The sequence below is a fragment of the Kosmotoga sp. DU53 genome (assembly GCF_001639905.1).
GTDB classification, from domain to species: domain Bacteria; phylum Thermotogota; class Thermotogae; order Petrotogales; family Kosmotogaceae; genus Kosmotoga; species Kosmotoga olearia.
Genome location: NZ_JGCK01000017.1, coordinates 1 through 22,616, shown reverse-complemented (window position 1 = coordinate 22,616; position 22,616 = coordinate 1). Strand labels below are relative to the sequence as shown.

Genomic DNA, 22,616 nt, shown 5'->3' with positions numbered 1-22,616 from the left:
CTCAATGTTGTTCATGTTGCGGGTACAAATGGCAAAGGTTCTACCGTTGCTTTATAAGTTCTATACTGAAAGAAGCAGGATATAGAGTAGGAACATATATTTCACCGCATTTGATTGATTTTACTGAAAGAATGACCATAAATGGACTTCAAATAAAAGAAGAGGTTGTGGTAGAGATTTTGAATAAAATCAGACCACATATTACAGAGGTAGCCAATTCTAAATTCGGGTCTCCTACTTTTTTTGAAGTTGTGACTGCGATGGCTTTTGTTTATTTTAAACAGCAAAAAGTAGACTTTGCTGTTTTAGAAGTAGGATTGGGTGGAGAGAATGACGCTACAAATGTAGTTAAGCCTCTGGTTTCTGTCATAACAAATAGTGACTATGACCATATGGATATTCTGGGAAACGATATAACCTCTATCGCGAAAGAAGATGCCGGGATTATCAAAGAAAATGGGTTCGTGGTTACAGCAGCAGAAGGGGAAGCGCTCGATGTTATTAAGAAAATAGGTGAGGAAAAGAGGGCAAGGATTTATCAGATAGGAAGGGATATAAAGTACGAATTCGTGAATTCAGATCTCAAATGGCAAAGATTCAATGTAAAGGGAATCTTTTCTGAGTCCGACAACTTAAAGATACCACTATTAGGAAAATACCAGCTGATAAATGCCAGTTGTGCCGTTGGTGCGATAGAGATTCTTAGATTTTATGATATTGAGATCAGTGATGAAAGTATCAGAAAAGGTTTGGAAAACACATTCTGGCCTGGCAGATTTGAAATAGTACAGGATGCACCCATGGTGGTTTTAGATGGTGCTCACAATCATCTGGCTGCAAAAAGACTAAAAGAAGCTCTTATGGAGGTTCTTGAAAAGAAGGATAAGCTGATATTGGTAATCGGGATTATGAAGGACAAAGAAGTAGAAAAAATCGTAAAAGAACTTGCTCCACTGGCATATAAAGTGGTGGCTACATCTCCAAAAACCCCGAGAGCTACTACATCTCATGATTTGCGTGAGATTGTAGTTAAATTTAACAAAAACATCAGTGTTGTTGAAGATGTGGAAACTGCGCTAGAATTAGCTTTAAGTGAAGCAAAGGAAAATGATATAGTTTGTGTTACCGGTTCTCTGTATACTGTAGGAGAGGCGAGAAAGTTTTTATTATGATGAGTATGCTTTATTGGTGCTTCACCAATTAACCTTTAGGGGTGGAAGTATGGCTAAACACATTGGAATAGTTGCATGCAGTGCTGAGGGAGCAGCTCTTTGTTACCGCACAATCTGCATAGAAGGTGAAAACTTAATAGGAAGAAAATACGCTCACCCCGAGATTACTATGCATACCTTCTCTTTTGAGGAGTATATGCAATACATTGAAGCAGGTGACTGGCAAAGAGTGGCTGATTTGATGGTGGCTTCAGCACATAAAGTGGCCAAAACCGGGGCTGATTTTGCTATATGTCCTGACAATACAATTCATCATGCATTTGATCTTGTTGTCGAGAAATCTCCGATTCCATGGCTTCATATTGCTGAAGAAGTTGCTGCTGAAGCAAAACGAAAGAACTATAAATGCCTTGGAATTTTGGGCACACGCTTTTTGATGGAGTCTCCCGTTTATCCTGCAAAACTTGATGCTGCGGGTATTGGGTACAGAATCCCTGAGACAAAAAATAGGGAACGAATCAATGAAATTATTTTCAACGAGCTTGTTTATGGTCGCTTTTATCCTGAATCTCGAGCGTACTTTAACGAAGTAATCGGTAAATTGAAGGACCAGGGTTGCGATGCCGTTGTGCTTGGCTGTACAGAGATACCTTTGCTGGTGATACCGGAAGAATCTCCCCTACCAACTCTGGATTCCACAAGAATCCTGGCAAGAGCTGCCCTGAAAAAAGCACTGGAGTAGTAATAGAAAGCAGATCTGAAAAAAATCATCGTTTTGGATGCTTCTTGAAAAACTCCCAGATCATCTCTGTGGCATTTATTTCATCATATCTTCCGCCGAAATACCACAAAGGATAGTCTAAATCAGCCTGAGGCCAGAAGTGTCCTAATTTCTTGAATACATGAAAATAAAAATCGGTTTCACCATTGGAGTATAGTACGAACTTCTCATCTTCATTTTCATATTGCTCAACTGGCTGTTCAGGAAGCCCCAGTAAGTTTACCCACTTCATGATAGTGGTTTCAACAGGTGGTTTCTTGACTATTTTTATAGACCATGGCGGTAGAATAAGTCCCCCATAATAAGGATTGAAAGGGTCGTCCATACCAATGATGACCATCACCGAAATTGGTGATGAAATCTTTTGTTGATCTTTAGGAACATATAAACCGCAAACAGGTGCGACCGCTGCTATAACATTTGAAAGTTTAAGCCCGAGAAACATGGCCATTGTAGCTCCATTAGAATATCCGGTGAGGAAAACGCGCTTTTCATCGATTAAATCTTCTGATTTTAGCTCCTGTATAATTGTGGCTATAAACCCGACATCATCCACTGAATCGTTAAAAACCAGCTTTCGTGGATCGATATTCAACCCTTCCCACCAGGATTGCGGCCTAAAAATGGTATTGTCGGGAGATGACCCACCAATAGGAGGCAAGGCATCTGGGAAAATAGCTATAAAACCTTCCTTATCTGAAAGTTCCATCCAACCAAAACGTTTCATGGAGAATTTGGAATTACTAACACCTCCATGCAGCATAATAACAACCGGGTATTTTTCATACCTCTTCTTTTCCGGTATGTGGATGTAGAAATGCCGTTGATGTCCACTGTAATTAAAAAAGATCGAGTGAGTTCCAGGTAGCAGGTCGGCTTCATCGAAAATTCCGCAGAAACTTGATACAGATAAAACCACAACGAGAAAGACGATAACTACTTTCGCGTATAAATGCTTCATGTATAACCTCCTTCTATTACGAAGACTGTTCATGCCATCAAGCTTCTTCACAAGAGATTTGACGGAGAATTGAGCAATTTTGTTTGATTTTGAGAATAACTCAAACTTTTCGAGGGCACAGATTTTTGTTGTATAAAGCAATACGTTAACCCGAAAGGATCATAAGAAACAGATCCACCTCGGGTTAATGTATTCTCTTTAAGATATGGTTTTTTCTATTCTTTGAACAAACGTATCTTTTTAATCCTTTGGTGCGTAATAACACCTTTTTGGCGATTCAACCTTACCTTCGCTTTTTAGCTCTTTTATAACCTTCGATACTTCCTTGCTATCGATACCTGTCATCTTTGCAATATCTCCAGGTCTTAATGGTTTTCCTGCTTTTTTCAATGCCTCAAACACCACTTCTTTCTTGTCTTCCATCCTTTTACACCTCCTTTAATCAAGATAATGTATAACCTCATAGTTTATTATAAGAAATTTCTCAATAAATGTAATAGACAAGCAAATGGACTTCTTGTTTAGGGTTCCTATGTACATTTTATTTTTGCTCTTCAAAAAGTATTTTGCGTAAATAAAGCCTTGCTGGGCGCGTCAATTCGTAGTAAGTGTGATTCATGTGTTTGGGTTTTCGAAGGCCCTTTTTTTTGAGAAATCGTCCTTCAACCCTTTCCAAGAAGCCTTTGCTTTCAAGCGTCCGAAGCCTTCTCATAGTTTCTCCGAGATCTAAACGAAGGCGTCTTGACAAAAATTTGGCACAATCCGGTGCCGTAGAGTAGAGATCTTTTAAAATCTTCCAATCTTCTTCCTCTAAGATTTCCCAAGGTAAAGTTTTCATCATTTCACTCCAAATTAAGCCGTAAAATAAAATTTAAAATTGACTCTTCGTTATCCAGGGAACATATCTTTATTTATTTGACCACCTGTGAGTAAACCTACTTCAATCAAACCGCTTTTCTCCTTTTACCTTCAGCGTCTGCGGTTTTGATAGCAGAATAAACAGCTTCAGGAGTGACAGGAATGGGTTCGTTGTGTATGGTTTCCCCTTCGGCACATGCCGCTTCCGCTACTTTCATGAGTTCCTCGTCTGAAACACCGTCGAGCCCAATGTCTGCAAGTGTGGTGGGCAAGCCTACGGATTCACAGAAAGAATAGACCTCATCAATGATTTCTCTTGGTTTATCTGTAAGGAACAGGGACGTGAGGGTACCAAATGCAACTTTTTCACCGTGATAATATTTGTGAGTTTGCTCTAATACCGTAAGACCATTGTGGATAGCGTGTGCTGCAGCCAAGCCGCCGCTTTCAAAACCCAAGCCACTCAGCAGTGTGTTTGCTTCTACGATGTGTTCTAAAGCGGGTGTTACGGCGTTGGCTTCACAAGATGATTTTGCAGCAACACCGTATTCAAGCAGGGTCTCATAGCAGAGCTTTGCCAGAGCGTAAGCGGTCATAGAACCTACGTTACCGGTCATGTTTTTGGCGTACTTTTTCATGCACGATTCAGCTTCGAACCAGGTAGCCAGTGCATCACCCATACCTGAAACCAGGAATCTGGCTGGTGCTTGAGCAATTATTTTGGTGTCTACCAATACAAGATCGGGGTTTTTAGGCAGAATCAGATATCTTTTGAATTCTCCGTTGGGTGTATATATCACTGAAAGAGCGCTACAAGGTGCGTCTGTTGAAGCAAGGGTTGGAACGATGACGACAGGGAGCTTTAGTTCGTAGGCAACTGCTTTGGCCGTATCGAGCGTTTTGCCTCCACCTATACCAACGATGAGTTCGCAACCGGCACCTTTGGCCAGGTCAGCCAGCCTGCTTATTTCTTCATCAGAGCATTCACCGCCGAATTTTTCTACAACTACTTCCAGAGACTGTTCCATACTCTGCCTGAAGTCAGGCAAAAGATTTTCTAAAACGAAAGAATCACAGATTACGAATCCCTTCTTGCCAAATCGTACCATTTCCGATCCTAATCTTTCCAAAGCACCGCTACCCTGAACGTAGCGACCCGGAAAAATAGTCGTACTGATCATGCTTTTTACCTCCCTTTTGGTTGGGATATGGTACTTATATCTTTTTGTTTTTTCATCTTCACTTTAACACAGAAAAGTTTTCTTTATTTTTTCAGGTTAGGTTCTTTTATAAGAAAAAACGTGTCGCGAATCATGAAATATTGGTAACGCCGACAATAGTTTAAAAAAATAAATGCGTGCACGAGATATTACAGATAAATATGTAAAAATGTTTAATATTAAGATTGATATAATTTCGATCCTTTGCTTTGTTCAGGTTGTTTCTAAAATTACCTCGAATTTATGTACTCCTTTAAAAAAGACAACTTCCGCAAGTTTTTGTGTCTACTCATTTATCTAATTTTGAGAATAAAAATTATAATTATTCACTGATAAAGTTCAAAAATTTTGAATACCCACTTGAAAACATAACAATAAATGTGATAATATTCAAACACATAATAGAAATGTTTTTCGAGGGGTGATGGTGTGAAAAATCCTTTGAGAAATTTTTGGTTGTATGCAATGGGTAGGCTTGTATCGTTAATAGGAAGCGGGATACAGTCGCTCGCACTTTCACTTTATGTTCTTGATCTCACGGGTTCCGGAACGATGATGGGTACATTCCTGGTAATGTCGATGATTCCAAGGGTCGTATTTGCACCCATCGCTGGTGTTATTGGTGACAGGTTTAACAGGAAGGCCATCATGGTCTATATGGATTTCGCTCGTGGTGTTTTGATATTCCTTTTGGCTTTTATGGCGTACAGAGGCACATTGTCTCTCAGTATTATATATATTTCACAACTTATAATGTCCATCATGGATACTTTCTTTGATCCGGCTACCAGTGCAATGCTTCCAGATATTGTGCCCGAGGAAAATCTTACAAGAGCTAATTCGATACTAGGAGCAATAAACAGTATTAGCTATATCGTAGGTCCTGCAATGGGTGGGGTTCTCTATCCGTTGGGAATAGGAATAGTGTTCATAATAAATGCTGCGTCGTTTATAGTATCCGGAATCAGCGAAATATTTATTCATTACAGACAAACGACGGAAAAAAAGAAAATGTCTGCTGGACAATTCTTTGAAGATCTCAAAGGTGGTTTTGCCTTTTTGAAAGAAAGGTCGGACATATCCACGGTAATGCTGTTTGCTATGATAACAAATTTTCTCCTGACACCTGTACTTGTAATTGCAATTCCGTACTTTGTGAGGACAGTGATGGGCTTCAGTAGTCAGCAGTTTGGTATTTTCAGGTCAAGCGGAGTTGTGGGTAGCCTTATAGGGAATCTATTGATTGCTTCGTTCCTTTCAAAAAGTAAACCTGGAAAACTTTTTGATATTGGACTTTTTGGTCAAATTATCACATTTTTTATCATCAATATTCTGATGTTTCCGTGGGGTGCAAAATTTTTCGGAGGAGCTACGTGGCTGTATCTCGGGACGCTTGCCATTGTTTTCATGTCAACAGGAATGTTAAATGCGTTTGTAAATACACCTTTGAGCGTTTTTTTCCAGAAGACAATCCCTACGGATGTACGTTCGCGTGTCTTCTCGGTGCTTTCGGTAATGTCACAGCTTATCGTGCCTTTAGGAACGGCATTGTACGGATTTTTGGTTGACCATATGCCGGTCCACTACCTTGTCTTAATAGCACTGATTATGACTGTTATAGCGACTATTCCTTTCCTTATGGCTGGAAAGCTGAACATTTTGCGAAAAGAGACAAGTTGCGCTTGAGAATCAATAAAGCTGATTGATGCGCGGAGCTACGCCCCGAAGGTTTGCCGAGGCTGTCAGCTGGTAAGCACGCTTCGCAGTTGACAAGCGCCTTCGGCGGATAGAACCAAAAGAACGAAAATCATTAAACACGTTTCGAAAATAAGGTCGGTCATCCTGAACTTGATTCAGGATCTGGTACTTAAGAGACCCAGATTCTGGATAGAAGATTTCCAGAATGACAGTGGCGGATTAAGATTCTGGATTAAACATCTCCAGAATGACGAAGAGGGGCATCGCGTCTCGCTAACCCGACACTTGTTCCCTACTGTCATCCTGAACTTGATTCAGGATCTCGTAGTTAAGAGGCACAGATTCTGGATAGAAGATTTCCAGAATGACAGTGGCGGATTAAGATTCTGGATTAAACATCTCCAGAATGACAGGTATCCGTTGACTTCTAACGAATGACAGTGTCTGAAGCTTTCAAGACGTAGTCAAGCACTTCAGCAGCGTAGCTGCTTTCCGCCGCAGGCGCACATCAACTGCGCAGCAGTTCGGGTCAACTCCGAAGGAGTTCGTGACAACTCTGAAAGAGTTCGGATCAATCCCAAAAGGATTCGTGTCCGCTGCGAAGTAGCCTTTTCGGATCTCGGGATCTCGGATCTCGTTTTTTACGTACAACCTACAACGGTTTTTTTGTAAAGGAGTGATAGTGTGAAAAGTAGTTTAAGAAATTTCTGGCTGTATGCAATGGGTAGACTTGTGTCTTTAATAGGAAGTGGGATACAGTCACTCGCTCTTTCGCTTTATATTCTTGATATCACAGGTTCCGGAACGATGATGGGGACATTCTTGATTATGTCGATGCTTCCAGTGATTATTCTGGCACCAATAGCCGGTGTGGTTGGCGATAGATTTAACAGAAAGGCTATCATGATTTATATGGATTTTGCCCGCGGAGCACTGATATTTTTTCTCGCTTTTTTGGCGTACAGGAATATGCTCACACTTCCTGTTATTTACATTTCGCAATTTGCGATGGCAATCATGGATACCTTCTTTGGTCCGGCTACCAGTGCAATGCTTCCGGACATTGTTCCTAAAGAGCAGCTTACGAGAGCAAATTCAATACTCGGTGCTATAAACAATTTAAGTTATATCGTAGGCCCAGCAATGGGAGGCGTTCTTTATCCACTTGGGATAGGCGTTGTTCTTATATTGAATGCTACGTCATTTGTAGTATCCGGGATCAGCGAGATCTTCATCCAGTATAAGCAGACAACAGAAAGAAAGAAAATGTCCGTTGAGCAGTTCTTTGAGGATCTCAAAGATGGGTTTGCGTTTTTGAAAGTAAGGTCAGATGTGTTTACGGTAATGATATTTCTCATGATAGTCGATTTTCTTTTTATTCCCTCATTTATAGTTGTATTTCCTTATTTTGCGAGAACAGTTGTCAGATTTAACAGTCAACAATATGGTATCCTAAACTCATGCTGGATTATTGGGAATCTCATCGGTAATCTGTTGATTGCCTCATTTTTTGCGAAACGAAATCCTGGTAGGCTTTTTAAGTTCGGACTATTTGGTCAAATGGTACCAGTATATATCTTTAATATTTTGATCTTCCCCTGGGGAGTGAAATTCTTTGGAGGGGTTACATGGTTGTATTTCGTTGCCATTGCCCTTCCTTTAATAGCAACAGGGTTATTGAACGCCTTTGTGGGTACACCGATAAGGGTTTTTTTCCAGAAGGCGATTCCCACAAAAGTTCGTTCACGAGTATTTTCAGTGCTTGCAGTGATGTCGCGACTCGTCTTACCACTAGGAACAGCAACGTATGGATTCCTGGTTGATCATGTACCAGCACACTATCTTGTGTTGACGGCGTTATCTTTAAGCCTTGCGGTGTCTGTTGCCTTCGTTGTAACAGGAAAACTTAATGTAATAAGTGGAGAAGCAAGTTATGCTTGAGAATTAACGAAAGTGATTGATGCGTGGAGCTACGCTCCTGGCGCTTACCGAGACTGTCAGCTGGTAAGCACGCTTCGCGTGGTTACGACTGGCTTCGCCAGTGTTTCGAACTCCTTCGGAGTTGGTACGAACTGCTTCGCAGTTGACACGCGCCTGCGGCGGATTAGAACATGCTTTAGTCCGGCTCGAAGAGCCGCACAGCCGCGACGAAGGAGCGCAAGTCCACACAAAGTGTGCTAGTCCTGACGCAGTCAGCATGGCGCGCATGCTCTTCGCGCATCGAAAGAACCAAAGTGGTATGGGTGGCCTTTCTGCCAGGTAAGCCCGGCTAACGCCGGGGGTATGCCCAGCTGCGCTGGGGGTGCGAACTCCTCTGGAGTTGGAAAAAGATTTAGACGCATGAAGCTACGCTCTGGAGGCTTGCTGAGGCTGACGCTCACGAGGTTGAGGTTTGCAACGCTGTCAGTTGACGGAACGACGCTTGAGAGGCTGCATGCTGCTTCATAGCTGCTATGCTGGGCTGTTGTGCCCAGGCCATGCGTGGCTTCACTACGGCTCTGCGCAACTCCGTGCGGCTAAGTATTTTGAAGATCAGGTTTAAGGTAAGGATTTGGAAACGTACAACCTACAACGCACAACCCACAACGATTTTCGAGGAGGGATAAAATGTACGAATACCGGAAAAGTAATGATGTGGAAGCCCTGATGGAAATGGCATATTTTTCCTTCGCGGTAAAAAGAACAGAGCAAGAGCTTATTAAGAGATTTATAGACACTGGTTTGTCCAGCGGAACAGAGATATACGGTGTCTATGATTCTAATAAGCTTGTTGCAGCTTATTTGCTTTATCCTTTTCAAATACGTTTCCGAAACTCAATGATTCCCATGGGAGGAATCGGTTTGGTCTGTTCAAGACCTGATTACAGAGGGAAGGGAACAATTCGTTTTATGCTTGAAAAATCTATTGAAACGATGCGCGCTAAAGGTATGGTTGTATCCATGTTGTATCCATTCAATGTCAGTTTTTACCGAAAATATGGCTGGGAGTTGTTCTTCAGGAAGAAGCTTGTTCTTCTTAGTCCAGGCTCATTAATAGCAAAGGAAAATCCTTCAATTACCGCGGAGTATCTGAAATTTCCAGATGAAGTCTGTAAAGAGTTTTACAACGAGCACGCGAGGAAAGAATACAACCTGGCTTTGAGGGATGACCATCACTGGAAAAGGCATCTTGAGCTTTCCAACAATGAAGCAGCTAATGGCGTCGTGAAGTTCGAAAGAGATGGCAAAATAGTCGGAATGATGGCACTCTACCTTTCAAGTGGCGAGGCAATGTTTGAATCTATTGTAACCGTGAAAGACTTCATTTACAACGACAACGAAACCAAAGAAACAATGCTGAATTATCTGAAGAGATTATCTCTGCAAGTTACAAAACTCAGGATGGTCCTTCCGGAAGATTTTCTTCTCTGGCCTTATCTCTCCGATCAACCTTCAGAAGAAAAAATTGGCAATGCAGGAATGATAAGGATAGTCTCCGTGGAAAAGCTGGATGGATTGTCTGTTGATTTTGAACTGGAACCACTAATTGTTTCAGTCAACGACAAATTCTCTGAAGAGAACACCGGAAACTTTGAAATCAAGGCAGAGGGAGGTTTCTTGAGAATATCAAGATCAACAAAATCCCCTGATATAGAGTGTGATGTAAGCTGTCTCTCCTCGATAATATCCGGATTTACCAGCTTCAAAGAAATGATAGAAGCCGGTAGGGTACAGGTTTTTGAAGATTATAGAGGGCAGGACCTGCCTAAGGTTGTAACGTTCAATTTGGAGCCGTTTTGATAGAAGAAGGTTTTTATCGCAGCGTAACTGCTCTCTTGCTGTGTCTTCTATGCTGGAAAAATTAAAATTTTTGTCAGGTAGCGAATGATGCTGTGAACCAGTTGTTATGTTTTTTATTTTCTAAAAGAGTGGATAAAAGCGAAAAATTTTACACATATTTTCTGGTATATTTAAAATATATTGAACCAAACATATTGTTTGTTAGTCAAAAATCCACAAGAACACTTAAAGAAATAAAAATGATGTTTGTTATTCAAATTTAGTATATTAAGCGGTGTGAGGGTAGTGCGAGATAGGGATTTTCTTTATTTAGTTTTTATGTTCGCATTTGTTGCGATTTTTTCATTTGTATACCTTTCGGTCGAGAGGGTTGTAAAGACAGATCTTGACGTATCCTGCGGTTCTCGTGTTGGCAGCTTGCTTGTTGTGTCTGCACCCACCTGCCCTTTCGAGCAAATCGATTCTCTTTCTTACGCCGGAGTAACCCTCGAAGAGAAAAGGGTTCTTCCTGACAAAAACATTTATCTGTTCCGGGTAATAGCCAAAGATGTCTCTATTTCCATCCTGTATAACCGCGAGATCAAGCATCGAAAAAGTGTACAGCTTCATTTTGAATCCTGGAAAGATGATAATTCGGATGGTTTTCCTGACGAGCTTGTTTTGAAGGGAGAAGACAGTTATATTCTCAGATCGTGGTTTGTTAATATAGCGCTTTGCCAGAGCCTTCAGCTTTCACCGAATTGGAGAGAAAATCAGCGCGATTGTGCTGGCCTGGTACGTTTTGCGATGAAAGAGGCTCTTAAGCACCATAACAAAAAGTGGTTTCAAGAAACAGGAATCGATCCTGAGATCTGGCTTGAAAAAACGGGAGTAGACCTGAGAAGCATTCCTGATGTCAGTGCCTACAATTATCCTGAAGCACCCGTTGGAGGAACGAATATATTTGTTGTTGGAAAGGATAGACTGAGTTCTTTCGCCACCGCATATGCTATTTTGAAATACAATGTCAACTTCGTTGGATTTGATTTAAGCGCTGCTTTACCCGGAGACTTGCTGTTTTTTCACAATCCCAATCCGGTAACTTTCCATACCATGATTTATACCGGTGAAGGGCTTGTGTACCATACAGGACCGGTATCCGAGGAAGATCCCGGAAAGATAAAGTTATGGAGGCTTGATGATTATATGCGTATTATGCCCATTCAGTGGTTACCAATCAGAGAGAATACGTGCTTTCTTGGAATATACAGACTGAAAATTCTCGGGGAGGGGGAGATTAGATGAAAAAGAGTGTGGTTGTGTTTCTTCTTGTTATGTTGACAGTGATGGCTTTTTCTTTCACTGTGAGGGATTATGTTAAAAGGGTGAACGATATCATCGTTGAGTTCAAAGACGCAAAGGAAATCCCGGCCATTTATCCTGAAGAATACGATGGAACAATAGTTATTTCCATATACGAGCTCAAGCCGGAAAATATCTTTGGCGTAAAGAAGATTTCAGACGTAATAATCCCTGCCAAACCAGCGAAGGTCATAAAAGTACAGAGTCATCCGGGTATGAAAATAGAACTGCCCTTTGAGGATTTGAAAGGCATAAACTATGTTGTCATCGACTCCGAAAGGATGACAGAACGTTTCATAATGCTGTACAGGAATTTATCACCTAAAGTGGTGGCAACAGAAAATCAATTACTCATAGCTACCTGGAATCGAGAGACGGGAAAACTTGTTGAAGATCTGAAGGTGTATAGACTCGAAGATGGCAGCTTGCTGTCGGAAAGCGGTGTCGATGGTGTGGTTGAAATCACGGACATGATCGATGAAAACCGCACTTTGCTCTTTGCTTCGAAAGAGGGTTATTTTTTATGGAAACCAGGCAAACTTAGCGAGAGCGTTCCATCAAGCACTATGGTTTTTGTGTTTACCGATAGGCCTGCATATAAAGCAGGTGAAACTGTCAATTACCGATTTTTCTTCAGGACAATTACATCGAAGGGTTATTCTCTTGCGGAAAATCTCGAAAATGTAAATCTGAAGATCCTCGATCCGCTCAACAGGGAAGTATTTAAAAAGGACATAGCTCTGGATGAATTTCTTTCTTACACCGGAAAGTTTGAAACGAACTCCGAGATGTTAAGGGGCTCTTACAAGCTGGTACTCAACTGGAAGAAAGATGACAAAAACCAGGAATATGTTTACTACTTTAAGATAGCGGATTATAAAAAGCCGACATTCAAGGCGGAGGTCGAACCAACCCGGAGATATTTCCAGAAAGGATCACCTATAACTGTCAGAGTTAGTGCTTCTTATTATTATGGGGATCCGGTTATAAGGGGAGAGGTTGTCTACACTATTCTGCAGAACGGCCGGTTTATCGATACAGGTAAGACTTTTTTAGATAATAAGGGACGTACAGTAATTGGTTACGGTAAAGAATTAGAACCGGGAGATTACACGATGATGGTAACTGTTTCGGATGATACAGGAATGGAATCACAGTACCAGATTCCATTCAGCGTGGTAACGGCACCATACCGTTTTCAAGTGGAATATACCAAAGAGGATTCGCAAATAGTTTTCGACGTAAAAACAATTGATCTGGATAATTCACCGGTTTCGAAAACCTTTGAGGCAAAGGTATGGTACTTACTGAAATACTATGAAAAAATAAATGGCGAATATAAGGAAAAGAAGCTGAAGGTATATATCTACGATTTCAAGATGAAGACAAACGAATCCGGAGGTGTTCGTTTTACAGTTCCCCTCGAGAATCTTCCTGTTGACAAAGATGTTTATCTGACTTTGATTGGAGAAGACGGCGCGAAATATGAAGTAAGGCTAGATTATAAAGATGAACTGGTATCTTCAGAAAAAAAGACATTATTGAGCATCAAAAAGATCCCGGACGCTGTTCCAGGTAAACCTCTAGAAATTGAATTTGAAGCGTCAAAAGAGACAGATGTGTGGTTTGTTGCCGATTTTTCTGGCGTTTTGTACTCCAAGGTTGTTACTGCGAAGAGAGGAAAAAATACCGTTCTTCTTGATATTCCCGAGAGCTATATCTTTGGTACCTTTGCCCTTGAAGTTATCAGTTTCTTAGAGGATAAAAATACTACATATGAGAAAAAGACAATCGTGAAAGTTAAGGATCAAAAAGGATATTACCGATTGAGTATCCATAATGAACCTGTTTATTTGCCCGGATCTCAGGTTTCTCTCAAGTTAAAGGTTACCGATAATAATGGGAAACCTGTTGAAACGAGTTTCACGGTAGCGGTGGTTTCTCAGGCACTTCTGGATGTGTTCGAAAAAGGAAGGGATAGCTGGAAGGAAACCCTTGGTTCGGGTGTTCAGAATAGTTTTGTAACAATGCGCTTCTTAGATCTTGATACCGTTAAAAACAGTTTTTACCCTTCAATTTCGAACCTGATAAATTACACGAGTGATTATTACATTGCAGCGGAATCAAAGGTTTTTAGACCTGTTTTGACTGAAATCGGATCCAATGCGAACTATCTGCCGCCTACTGTTGAAGAACAAATCCGAAAGGATTTTTCTGACACGGCATTATGGCAAGTTGTTGGTATATCTGATAGTTCTGGAGTTGCGACTATTACATTTACGCTCCCGGATAATCTTGACAAATGGACAATAAGGGCATTGGCAGCGATGAAAGACGGTAGCTTTGGTTACTCGAATTCCGAATTTGAGACTAAAAAACCTGTTGATGTAATCAGCTACCTTCCGGAGTTCTTCATTTCAGGTGATGAGGCTTACCTCTCTTTCCTTGTGAATAACCATACAGATCAGGATATAAAGGGGCGATACTTCTTTGAACTGGAAGACTGTATTAAGCAAAGCAAAGAGATTTCAATCGAGGCTGGTTCAGCAGCTACATTGAGATTCAAGGTCAGAATCAAGGAAATACCACCGCTAACAAGCGATGAAGCGACTCTCAGATTTGTCTTTACCGGTGGTCAATTTTCAGACGGTATCGAAAAAAAGATAAGAATCAAACCGCGATTCGTACAACGTGAACAGTCTTACAAACTCTTTATGAAGAGTGAAAGGGAGATAATTGTTCCCGACAATTTCAAGGGTGAGTTGATCATAAATAACGATCTTAACCGGGAGCTTTTTAGCGCAATAAAATATCTGGTTAAATATCCTTATGGCTGTGTTGAACAAACCATGAGCAAATGGCTTCCCCTGATAGCTGCAAAGAGACTGCTTTCCTACGGCGATAAGAGTTTCCGGAAAAAAGTGGATGAATACCTTGATTATGGTCTAAAAAGACTCTATGGATTCCAGCATTATGATGGAGGATGGGGATGGTGGAAAGATGATAGTTCTGACGATTTTATGACCGCTTACGTTATGTATGGTTTTTATCTTGCCGAGAAGGCCGACTTGAAAATAAACGACAGCGTACAAAAGATGGGGTTTGATTACCTGAAGCGAAACAAGAGCAATCCTTTTGCACAATACGTTATATCACTTTATGCGAAGAGATACAACTACGAATTTAAGCCTTATCTTCCGAAAAAAGACCCTGCGTTAGTGATTTTGATAGTCGCTCGCATTCTGCGAAACAGGAGATAAAGCAGCAGCTCAAGAGTATCTCAGAACTTTGTGGGATTCTATAGACCTTGAATCAAATCGGATTTTCAAAAATACTTTTAACTATTTCTTCGATGATACCGTAACACTGAGTTTCCTGCTTGAATTGCTGCAAAAACTGGATTATCCGGATGAAAGCATTACAGCTGTTGCAAACAAGATACTGTCGTTGAGCATTGGTGGCAGATGGTCAAGAACAATATCCACCGTCCTTGCGGTGATGGAACTGAGTACTTTTGGTGAGAGATCGCTTTATGAAGATACGAAAGTAGCTGTTCGCCAGGGAGATAAGGTTTTGTTTGATGACACAGTACACGCAGGTGAACAAATCAGCATTCCGTTGAAAACGGGGAAGTTCATTGTTTCAGTGTCTGAACCTATCTGGTTGAACCTCATAGGTGACTTCTACTATCCAATGGAAATGATGAAGGCAATGGGAAATGGTTTCAAGTTGACGAGAGTGTTCAGGAAAGTCGAATATGTAGAGGAAGGCACGGAGAAAGGGCAGAAGTTGGAGGTTGAAATAGATTCACCATACAGGATATACAGCATAAATAGATTTAATCCTGGAGAATACGAAGAATTGAGCTTAAATCCCGTTGTTGTCATAGATGGCCAACAGGTTCATTTCAATGATGGGGAGCTTATGATTGGAGATAATCACCTGGGATGGTTCCTGATGAGACCAGAAATCCTTGGTGTGAATGAAGAGGGAATTTTCGTAAGGGATGAGGCTGAGGAATCTTATTACATTGTGAAGATAAAGGAACGTACGCCAGAATTAAAAGTGGGAGACTTGATAATCGTTGAGACTGATATTTCAAACAAGAAATATCTACCTTATGTTGTTATAGAAGATCCTGTACCTTCTGCAGCGCTTGTTACTGATACTTCTGTGGTTGGTGCAAGGCGTGAATGGTTCTACGACAAATTCTACACTTACAGATATCCAGATGCAAGCTTCATTGAGCGCCGTTTTGACAGGGTCGCTTATTTCTTCAGGTATATCAGTAAAAATACGATACGCACAAGTTATCGATTGATCGCGCCCGGGGTTTATATAATACCTCCTGCAAAATGCTGGGCAATGTATGAAGAAGAATTTTTTGCTTTCACTGAGGGTGCAGTAATCGAAGTAAAAGAGAGATGAAAAAGGTCTTTGTACTTGTTGTGTTAGTTATATCGGTGGTTGGCCTGGGTTATCGGGCTGCCACCGTTTCCTGGTACGACAATGGACTTGAAGATTATCGTTACCGGCTTGAGTGCTTGACTGGTGAGAAAGCCACTGAAACTGTTTATACGGTAATAATTGCCGATAGTACCGGTGAGTTCTGCCGTTTATCTGGTTTACCATACTGGGTTCTGGCAGGTGTTAGAGATGATACAATTTTCATGCAGCCCCTGTCTCTTAATTACGATCCTATAAGAACTATTGCTCACGAATTATCTCACATTGTCTTTAGAAGGTATGGATTTTCTTACTGGGTAGAAGAGGGATTGGTGTGTATTGTAACTTGTGAATGGATGGGAGCTAATATGAAAGAAATGGCAGATATCGAAACTGTGGATCCGTCAAAACTTGATTTTTATTCCTATCAGAAGTACAGTTTCACCGCCTGGAAACGTGTAAGCCTACTGCTACAAGAACACTCCTTCGAAGAACTTGTGAAACTCTTTCCGGGATCTGATGGTGGACGTTTTTAAAGACGAGATCCGAGAGTCCGAGATCCGAGAACCGAGAGAGCCGCTGCGCGGCGGACACGAATCCCTTTTGGGATTGATCCGAACTCTTTCAGAGTTGTCACGAACTCCTTCGGAGTTGACCCGAACTGCTGCGCAGTTGATGTGCGCCTGCGGCGGGTAAGAATATTGAAAAGGTAATATATAAAGGGTATTGAGAAATCGTCGCAGCTTCTGAATCGAGTTCAGAAGATAAGTTATACCTGCATGACTGTAATAAAGCGAAGTTTTTTATTGTAGGGGCAGAACATGTTCTGCCCTTGTTTGGTATTGGTATAAATTTGCGTGTGAAAAATATAGATATATATATCATGAACCCACATATAAGGAGGTAAATTATGAGGTAACGAGGACTATCATTTGTTGAACTTTTGATTGTTCTTGGAATTATAGTTGTATTAGTAGCTGTAGTTGTTCCGGTTGCATTAAATGTTGTTAAAGATGGGAAAGTCACAAAAGTTGCTACTAACTTTAAAATATTTTCTCAATCGATAACAGACAGAATATATCTAGATAATGAGCTTCCAACTAATATAAGTGATTTAGCAAGGGATGTTGATTCTGAAAATTACGGTGTAGCGTGGAAGGAAGTTGACGAAAAGCTTGAGTTTGTTGTTTTTACCTCAGAAGATGTTGATCTATCAGTGTTGCAAAAAAAGCTTCCAGATGTTAGCGGAACAGTTCCTGAGGGTAGCTATAACTTTATAGATGGCGGTAAAAGTAGTTTTGAGGGTATGACGGCGTGTTATATGTTTGTTTTTGATAATCCAGGAGGCATTTCTTCGCCAACCTACGGTTCATGTTTTTTTGATAAAGATTTTGATCTCAGCACAATAGGATTAGGATGGCCGTGGAGGATAACAGATAAAGGTCTCATGGCAACTACACTCAGTCGAACGATTTCCTTACTTCCGGGTGAAGAAACATGGACAGATTACTCAGTAAACGTTGTTGCAACATTCTCAAGAGGTGAAGGATACGGAATAATAGTGAGAGCAACCGGGTCCACCTATTATGTCTTTTCAATTGAGATGGTCAACAGCTGCTTTTCAGCTATCCGTGTGAGTGGTAATAGCGAGGTTTGGGTAGCGCGAAAAAAAATTCAGAGATATGGGTAGTGGGTGGACCTTTCCGCGAAGGCCAGAAAAACACTACATAACTATTACAACAAAAGGAGATCATTTTACTATGACTTTTAATGGTATTGAAGTTCTTAATTTTAGGGATACTCACTATCCCACGGGACGCGTGGGAATCGGTAAATGGTTCGATTCAGATGTTGCTTTTGAAAGTATTACTATACAAAGAAATTGATTTTTATCCAAAATTCTGCATAACTTTTTGTTAGTGCTTTTGGCAAAAACACACGTGAAAAAATCCATACACCAGAGTTTTCGAGCACCTTCTGGTGTCTTTATTGACGCAATATCGATGGAGATCTTATAAAAGCTAACGTAATGTTTTCAGTTTATTTATCAAACAAGGAATCACCTCATACAGATCTCCGACGATCCCATAATCCGCGATTTTAAATATTGGAGCCGATGGATCTTTGTTAATGGCTATTATGCATTTTGAATCCTGCATACCAGCAATATGTTGAATTGCACCTGAAATACCGCAGGCAATATAAATCTTTGGGCGAACAGCTTTTCCTGTTTGACCAACCTGGTAGCTTTGATCTATCCATCCAGCTTCAACGGCTGCTCTTGAGGCACCGATTGTTCCGTTCAGGAGCTCCGCTAAACTTTGTAATAGTTTGAATCCTTCTGCTTTTCGAAGTCCTCTACCACCGGCTACGATAACATCGCTTTCAGTGATGTCGAATTCTGCCTTTTTCCTTATTACATCAAGTACCTCTACAAGAGATTCCGTTGCGGATATTTCAGGATTTATCTTTATTATTTCACCTTTATTGTTAGTGTCTTTTTCTGCTTTTTCCATAACTCCAGGCCTTATTGTTGCCATCTGCGGCCTGTGATCCGGACAGATTATCGTGGCCATAATGTTTCCGCCGAAAGCCGGTCTTGTTTGTAATAAGTTTCTGTTTTCATCTAAATCGAGGCTCGTACAGTCTGCTGTAAGGCCTGTATTTATTCTTGCCGCTATTCTCGGAGCCAGGTCGCGTCCAATGTGTGTTGCACCTATCAAAAATATTTCAGGTTTATTTTCCAAAACAAGATTCGAAATGAGTTTTGTGTATATATTAGTCGAATAGGTGCATAACAATTCATTTTCCAGATATATTACTTTATCCGCACCATAGTCAATCAACTCTCTGGCTAATCTGTCAGCGTGATGGCTCAACAGAACTGCTGTTAACTCAGTATCTAACTTTTTAACCAATTTCTTACCTTCTCTCAGAAGTTCGAGCACAACAGGATTCAATAAATTGTTTCTTTGTTCTGCAAATACCCACACACCATTATATTCAGCGATATTATCTGTTCTCGGCATTTTCATCCTCCTTTAGAGCAAATGCTTTTCTTTTAGTTCATTTATTAGAGTGGTGAGCTGTTCTTCCAATGACCCCTGTAAGATCTTTCCTCTTCCTTTCGGTTCCGGGATAAATGTTCTTTTTACCTTTGTGGGTGAACCCTTTAATCCGATATGATTTTCATCTATTTCTATGTCTTCGTATTTCCATGTAGTTATTTTGTCTTCAGAACAAACCTCCACAATTTTTCGTATTGACATATATCTGGGTTTGTTGGCTTGCTTTACAACAGTGAACAGTACAGGAGGGTTGACTTTCACTATTTCAAATCCATCCTCTATTTCCCTTTCCACTATGAATTCGCGACCGTCAAACTTGACTTTCCTCACATATGTAACCTGTGGAATGTTCAATTTTTCAGCCAATTGAGGACCGACCTGTGCGGTATCTCCATCGATAGCCTGGCGTCCTGTGAAGATAACATCAAAGCTCAGCTTTTTAATTGCCGCTGCCAAGGTGGAAGATGTTGCCCAGGTATCGGCGCCGCTGAATCTTTTATCACTCAACAAAATAGCCTGATCCGCGCCCATAGCAAGAGCCTCTTCCAGAACCTCTCTCGCCTGTTCCGGGCCCATGGTGATAACGGTTACCTTTGCATTGTACGAATCCTTTAGTTTCAATGCCTCTTCTAAAGCCGCTTTATCATCATAATTCATGATACTCGGGACACCTTTTCTTATCAGTGTTCCGGTTATCGGGTCAATTTTTAGTTCTGTTGTATCTGGGACCTGCTTAATACATACAATTATCTCCACCTTTGTCACCTCACCTATTTAGGACTTTTGCGGCAATAACGATTTTCTGTACCTCGGTTGTACCTTCATAGATTTCGGTGATTTTTGCGTCTCTCATCATTCTTTCGACACAATATTCCTTTGTATATCCATATCCTCCGTGTAACTGAACGGCCTTTCTTGTAATTTCCATGGCGATATCAGAAGCGTAATATTTTGCCATTGCAGCTTCTAACGTATAATCATTGCTGTGCATCTTTTTTAGAGCGGCATTGTATACTAAAGCTCTCGCAGCCTCGAGTTTTGTTTTCATTTCAGCGATTTCAAATTGCACGGATTGGAACTTGGCAATGGGCCTGCCGAATTGTTCCCTTTGCTTTATATAATTCACCGTTTCATCAAAAGCGCCCTGGGCGATTCCCAGTGCCTGCGCTGCTATTCCGATTCTTCCGCCGTCCAGAGTTTTTAGGGCAATTTTGAATCCGTCGTTCAATTTACCAAGGAGATTTTCTTCAGGTATTTTCATATCCTCGAAGATTAACTCAGCCGTTGCAGATCCTCTAATCCCCATTTTGCTTTCAATCTTGCCGATTTTGAATCCTGGTGAGTCCCTTTCCACTATGAATGCGGAGATACCCTTAGGTCCTTTTGACGCGTCTGTCTTTGCAAAAATGATGTATATATCTGCCATTCCTCCATTTGTAATGAAGATTTTTGAGCCGTTGATTATCCAATAGTCGTTCTCTTTTACTGCCTTGGTTTGCTGATTTGCGGCATCACTTCCGGCGTTGGGTTCAGTGAGTGCAAAAGCTCCCAATTTATCGCCTCTTGCAAGCGGTTTTAAAAACTTCTCTTTCTGTTCTTCTGTGCCATAGTAATAAATAGGCCAGCATACCAGCGAATTGTGTGCAGAACATATTACTCCTGTTGTCGCGCAATATCTTGAAATCTCTTCAATCGCGATTACATAACTCAATTCGTCTGCACCCGCCCCGCCATATTCCCTTGGTATATTCATTCCTAACAATCCGTACTTCCTGAGTTTTTCAACGTTTTCGTGTGGGAATCTTCCGGTTTCATCTATTTCTTTAGCGATTGGTTTAAACTCATTTTCAGTAAGCTCTCTGACCATCTTCTTTATCATCTTTTGTTGTTTACTGAGCTGAAACTCCAACTCAGCCACCTCCTAATGTGAATTTTTTCACAATTCAAGTAAAAAGAAATACTTATGAGAAGTGATTAAGAATGTATAAAGAATGCAAACGGGAATGTAAAGAAATCGGGAAGTTAAGATATGAGAAAAAAATACAGGCCTCAAAAAATAAAGATAACAAATTTTCTTAATAATCATATACACGAGTTGTGATGCACGTTTTGATTCATTCGAGAAGATTCAGGAATGAATTGTGTAATATAGCATTAGCAAAAGTGATGGTGAGTGTTAACAAAAGGAGAGCGAAAACAATAGTAAATAGAGGTGATAAACAATACTTTTTAAGAATACTTTAAGAGGGGTCAGGAGGAGAAGGTATGGACAAAGGAAAGGGATTACATGTGAAGCAATTTGAGAAGTATTTAGCAAGAAGATGGAGCGTACCTTTTGGAGGATTCTTGCTTGCGTTAATGGGTGGGGCTTCCTACTCATGGGGTGTTTTTATCCTTCCATTGATGGAAAAATATGGTTGGACAAAAGCACAAGCGACATTACCGTTTACCGTTTTTATGGTTGTGTTCGCAATCGTCATGGTTCCTGCTGGAAGGTTTCAAGATAAGGCGGGGCCCAGAAAAGCTGCTATGTTTGGTTCCGGATTATTCTTTCTTGCATACGGTTTGGCGTCTCTTATTGATCGAATTCCTTACCTTTGGTGGCTGGTTATAACTTATGGGATAATTGGCGGAACGGCTTGTGGATTAACTTACGCTAGCGTTGCTCCGCCTGTAAGAAAATGGTTCCCGGACAAGCCCGGGCTCGCTGTTTCATTTGCAGTAATGGGTTTTGGATTATCAGCTTTGCTTTTTGCACCTCTTAAAGTAGATTACCTGATACCTTTTTTTGGAATAAACGGTACCTTTCTAATTTTGGCCGTTATGACTTCCGCTTTCTCCCTTTTTGGGGCCTGGTTAGTGAAAAACCCTCCTGATGGATGGAGACCTTTGAGTAAAAACTCTGGAAGCAAAATGTCAAATAGAAAGGTGTGTCAACATCGACCAAAAAAGCATAAAAACATCGAACAAAATTGCGTAGTTTCATCGATCAGATTTGCGTAGTTTGTCACTTCTATCAATCGTCGTCTGTATACCAACAAGCCCCGTTTTCTGTTTTTCTTTCAGTCTGTAGCTTTTTCCACGAATGTTGACAATTGTACAATGATGTAAGAGTCTATCTAATACCGCTGTTGCTAATACTTCGTCTTCGAATATCTTGTCCCATTCGGTAAAGCTTCTGTTGGATGTCAGGATTATGCTTCCTTGTTCGTATTTCTGGCTTACTAGTTCAAAGAATAGCTTCGCTCCTTCTGTATCCAGTGGCAGGTATCCCAGTTCGTCTATTATTAG

The 22,616-nt window shown here is 40.8% G+C and carries 20 protein-coding genes and 1 pseudogene; 13 read left to right on the top strand and 8 right to left on the bottom strand.

From position 1 onward, the window contains the following. On the top strand, positions 1 to 1,172 hold a 1,172-nt coding region (locus tag DU53_RS02610; protein ID WP_153020800.1), incomplete at its 5' end, for a folylpolyglutamate synthase/dihydrofolate synthase family protein. Positions 1,173 to 1,221: 49 nt separating this feature from the next. Next, positions 1,222 to 1,914 (top strand): aspartate/glutamate racemase family protein, encoded by a 693-nt coding sequence (locus tag DU53_RS02605; protein ID WP_012745016.1) that lies wholly within the window; start codon positions 1,222 to 1,224, stop codon positions 1,912 to 1,914. Positions 1,915 to 1,939: 25 nt separating this feature from the next. Here DU53_RS02605 and DU53_RS02600 read toward each other — a convergent pair whose 3' ends face one another. From DU53_RS02600 to DU53_RS02585, 4 genes are all read right to left on the bottom strand, one after another. After that, a complete protein-coding gene (locus DU53_RS02600) occupies positions 1,940 to 2,914 on the bottom strand; it encodes a PHB depolymerase family esterase (RefSeq protein WP_012745015.1) in 975 nt (324 codons plus the stop codon). 240 nt (positions 2,915 to 3,154) lie between these two features. Continuing rightward, positions 3,155 to 3,337 (bottom strand): MarR family transcriptional regulator, encoded by a 183-nt coding sequence (locus tag DU53_RS02595; RefSeq protein ID WP_012745014.1) that lies wholly within the window; start codon positions 3,335 to 3,337, stop codon positions 3,155 to 3,157. A 118-nt stretch (positions 3,338 to 3,455) separates the two neighbouring features. Beyond that, on the bottom strand, positions 3,456 to 3,752 hold the full coding sequence (locus tag DU53_RS02590; protein ID WP_063727316.1) for a DUF2250 domain-containing protein: 297 nt from the start codon (positions 3,750 to 3,752) through the stop codon (positions 3,456 to 3,458). Positions 3,753 to 3,858: 106 nt separating this feature from the next. Continuing rightward, entirely contained in the window at positions 3,859 to 4,953 is a 1,095-nt protein-coding gene (locus DU53_RS02585; RefSeq protein WP_012745012.1) for a glycerol dehydrogenase, read from the bottom strand. 468 nt (positions 4,954 to 5,421) lie between these two features. Here DU53_RS02585 and DU53_RS02580 point away from each other — a divergent pair, with 468 nt between their 5' ends. From DU53_RS02580 to DU53_RS13150, 10 genes are all read left to right on the top strand, one after another. Further along, entirely contained in the window at positions 5,422 to 6,678 is a 1,257-nt protein-coding gene (locus DU53_RS02580; protein ID WP_012745011.1) for an MFS transporter, read from the top strand. 162 nt (positions 6,679 to 6,840) lie between these two features. Further along, positions 6,841 to 7,128: a hypothetical protein gene (locus DU53_RS02575; RefSeq protein WP_063727315.1), complete on the top strand. Its 288-nt coding sequence runs from the start codon at positions 6,841 to 6,843 to the stop codon at positions 7,126 to 7,128. A 246-nt stretch (positions 7,129 to 7,374) separates the two neighbouring features. Then, positions 7,375 to 8,631 carry an MFS transporter gene (locus tag DU53_RS02570; RefSeq protein ID WP_082853767.1) on the top strand — a complete coding sequence of 419 codons (1,257 nt, stop codon included), beginning with the start codon at positions 7,375 to 7,377 and terminating at the stop codon, positions 8,629 to 8,631. 666 nt (positions 8,632 to 9,297) lie between these two features. Next, complete coding sequence (gene eis / locus DU53_RS02565; protein ID WP_063727312.1) at positions 9,298 to 10,470, top strand: enhanced intracellular survival protein Eis; 1,173 nt, start codon at positions 9,298 to 9,300, stop codon at positions 10,468 to 10,470. A gap of 318 nt (positions 10,471 to 10,788) precedes the next feature. Continuing rightward, complete coding sequence (locus tag DU53_RS02560; RefSeq protein WP_012745004.1) at positions 10,789 to 11,754, top strand: DUF1175 domain-containing protein; 966 nt, start codon at positions 10,789 to 10,791, stop codon at positions 11,752 to 11,754. Continuing rightward, positions 11,751 to 15,071, top strand: a complete 3,321-nt coding sequence (locus DU53_RS02555; RefSeq protein ID WP_063727308.1) for an MG2 domain-containing protein — start codon at positions 11,751 to 11,753, stop codon at positions 15,069 to 15,071. The genes DU53_RS02560 and DU53_RS02555 overlap by 4 nt, the downstream gene beginning before the upstream one ends. Positions 15,072 to 15,099: 28 nt before the next feature. Then, positions 15,100 to 16,239 (top strand): hypothetical protein, encoded by a 1,140-nt coding sequence (locus DU53_RS02550; protein WP_063727306.1) that lies wholly within the window; start codon positions 15,100 to 15,102, stop codon positions 16,237 to 16,239. Continuing rightward, the gene (locus tag DU53_RS02545; protein WP_063727305.1) at positions 16,236 to 16,793 is read left to right on the top strand and encodes a hypothetical protein; all 558 of its coding nucleotides are present in this window, start codon (positions 16,236 to 16,238) and stop codon (positions 16,791 to 16,793) included. Before DU53_RS02550 ends, DU53_RS02545 begins: the two co-directional genes overlap by 4 nt. Positions 16,794 to 17,200: 407 nt before the next feature. Further along, the gene (locus DU53_RS02540; protein WP_063727303.1) at positions 17,201 to 17,947 is read left to right on the top strand and encodes a hypothetical protein; all 747 of its coding nucleotides are present in this window, start codon (positions 17,201 to 17,203) and stop codon (positions 17,945 to 17,947) included. A 70-nt stretch (positions 17,948 to 18,017) separates the two neighbouring features. Beyond that, a complete protein-coding gene (locus DU53_RS13150; RefSeq protein WP_255358861.1) occupies positions 18,018 to 18,143 on the top strand; it encodes a hypothetical protein in 126 nt (41 codons plus the stop codon). A 135-nt stretch (positions 18,144 to 18,278) separates the two neighbouring features. Here the strand turns inward: DU53_RS13150 and DU53_RS02530 are convergent, their stop codons facing one another. Genes DU53_RS02530 through DU53_RS02520 form a run of 3 tightly spaced genes read right to left on the bottom strand, consistent with a single transcriptional unit; the run spans position 18,279 to position 21,234 of the window. Then, a complete protein-coding gene (locus DU53_RS02530) occupies positions 18,279 to 19,286 on the bottom strand; it encodes an electron transfer flavoprotein subunit alpha/FixB family protein (protein WP_063727299.1) in 1,008 nt (335 codons plus the stop codon). Between the two features lie 12 nt (positions 19,287 to 19,298). Further along, a complete protein-coding gene (locus DU53_RS02525; RefSeq protein ID WP_063727297.1) occupies positions 19,299 to 20,081 on the bottom strand; it encodes an electron transfer flavoprotein subunit beta/FixA family protein in 783 nt (260 codons plus the stop codon). Between the two features lie 10 nt (positions 20,082 to 20,091). After that, a complete protein-coding gene (locus tag DU53_RS02520) occupies positions 20,092 to 21,234 on the bottom strand; it encodes an acyl-CoA dehydrogenase (RefSeq protein ID WP_063727294.1) in 1,143 nt (380 codons plus the stop codon). A gap of 356 nt (positions 21,235 to 21,590) precedes the next feature. On the opposite strand from DU53_RS02520, the gene DU53_RS02515 reads away from it, so the two are divergent. After that, positions 21,591 to 22,328: an MFS transporter gene (locus DU53_RS02515; protein WP_063727292.1), complete on the top strand. Its 738-nt coding sequence runs from the start codon at positions 21,591 to 21,593 to the stop codon at positions 22,326 to 22,328. Here the strand turns inward: DU53_RS02515 and istB are convergent. Further along, positions 22,308 to 22,616: pseudogene (istB, locus tag DU53_RS02510) on the bottom strand (IS21-like element ISKol10 family helper ATPase IstB); the annotation flags it as partial. The gene DU53_RS02515 and the pseudogene istB sit on opposite strands and share 21 nt — an antisense overlap.

What these genes read in the sequence shown, in the direction of transcription:
- DU53_RS02605 (WP_012745016.1), top strand. Translation starts at nt 1,222, where the DNA reads ATGGCTAAACACATTGGAATAGTTGCATGCAGTGCTGAGGGAGCAGCT.
- DU53_RS02600 (WP_012745015.1), bottom strand. Translation starts at nt 2,914, where the DNA reads ATGAAGCATTTATACGCGAAAGTAGTTATCGTCTTTCTCGTTGTGGTT.
- DU53_RS02595 (WP_012745014.1), bottom strand. Translation starts at nt 3,337, where the DNA reads ATGGAAGACAAGAAAGAAGTGGTGTTTGAGGCATTGAAAAAAGCAGGA.
- DU53_RS02590 (WP_063727316.1), bottom strand. Translation starts at nt 3,752, where the DNA reads ATGAAAACTTTACCTTGGGAAATCTTAGAGGAAGAAGATTGGAAGATT.
- DU53_RS02585 (WP_012745012.1), bottom strand. Translation starts at nt 4,953, where the DNA reads ATGATCAGTACGACTATTTTTCCGGGTCGCTACGTTCAGGGTAGCGGT.
- eis (WP_063727312.1), top strand. Translation starts at nt 9,298, where the DNA reads ATGTACGAATACCGGAAAAGTAATGATGTGGAAGCCCTGATGGAAATG.
- DU53_RS02560 (WP_012745004.1), top strand. Translation starts at nt 10,789, where the DNA reads ATGTTCGCATTTGTTGCGATTTTTTCATTTGTATACCTTTCGGTCGAG.
- DU53_RS02555 (WP_063727308.1), top strand. Translation starts at nt 11,751, where the DNA reads ATGAAAAAGAGTGTGGTTGTGTTTCTTCTTGTTATGTTGACAGTGATG.
- DU53_RS02545 (WP_063727305.1), top strand. Translation starts at nt 16,236, where the DNA reads ATGAAAAAGGTCTTTGTACTTGTTGTGTTAGTTATATCGGTGGTTGGC.
- DU53_RS13150 (WP_255358861.1), top strand. Translation starts at nt 18,018, where the DNA reads ATGACTTTTAATGGTATTGAAGTTCTTAATTTTAGGGATACTCACTAT.
- DU53_RS02530 (WP_063727299.1), bottom strand. Translation starts at nt 19,286, where the DNA reads ATGCCGAGAACAGATAATATCGCTGAATATAATGGTGTGTGGGTATTT.
- DU53_RS02515 (WP_063727292.1), top strand. Translation starts at nt 21,591, where the DNA reads ATGGACAAAGGAAAGGGATTACATGTGAAGCAATTTGAGAAGTATTTA.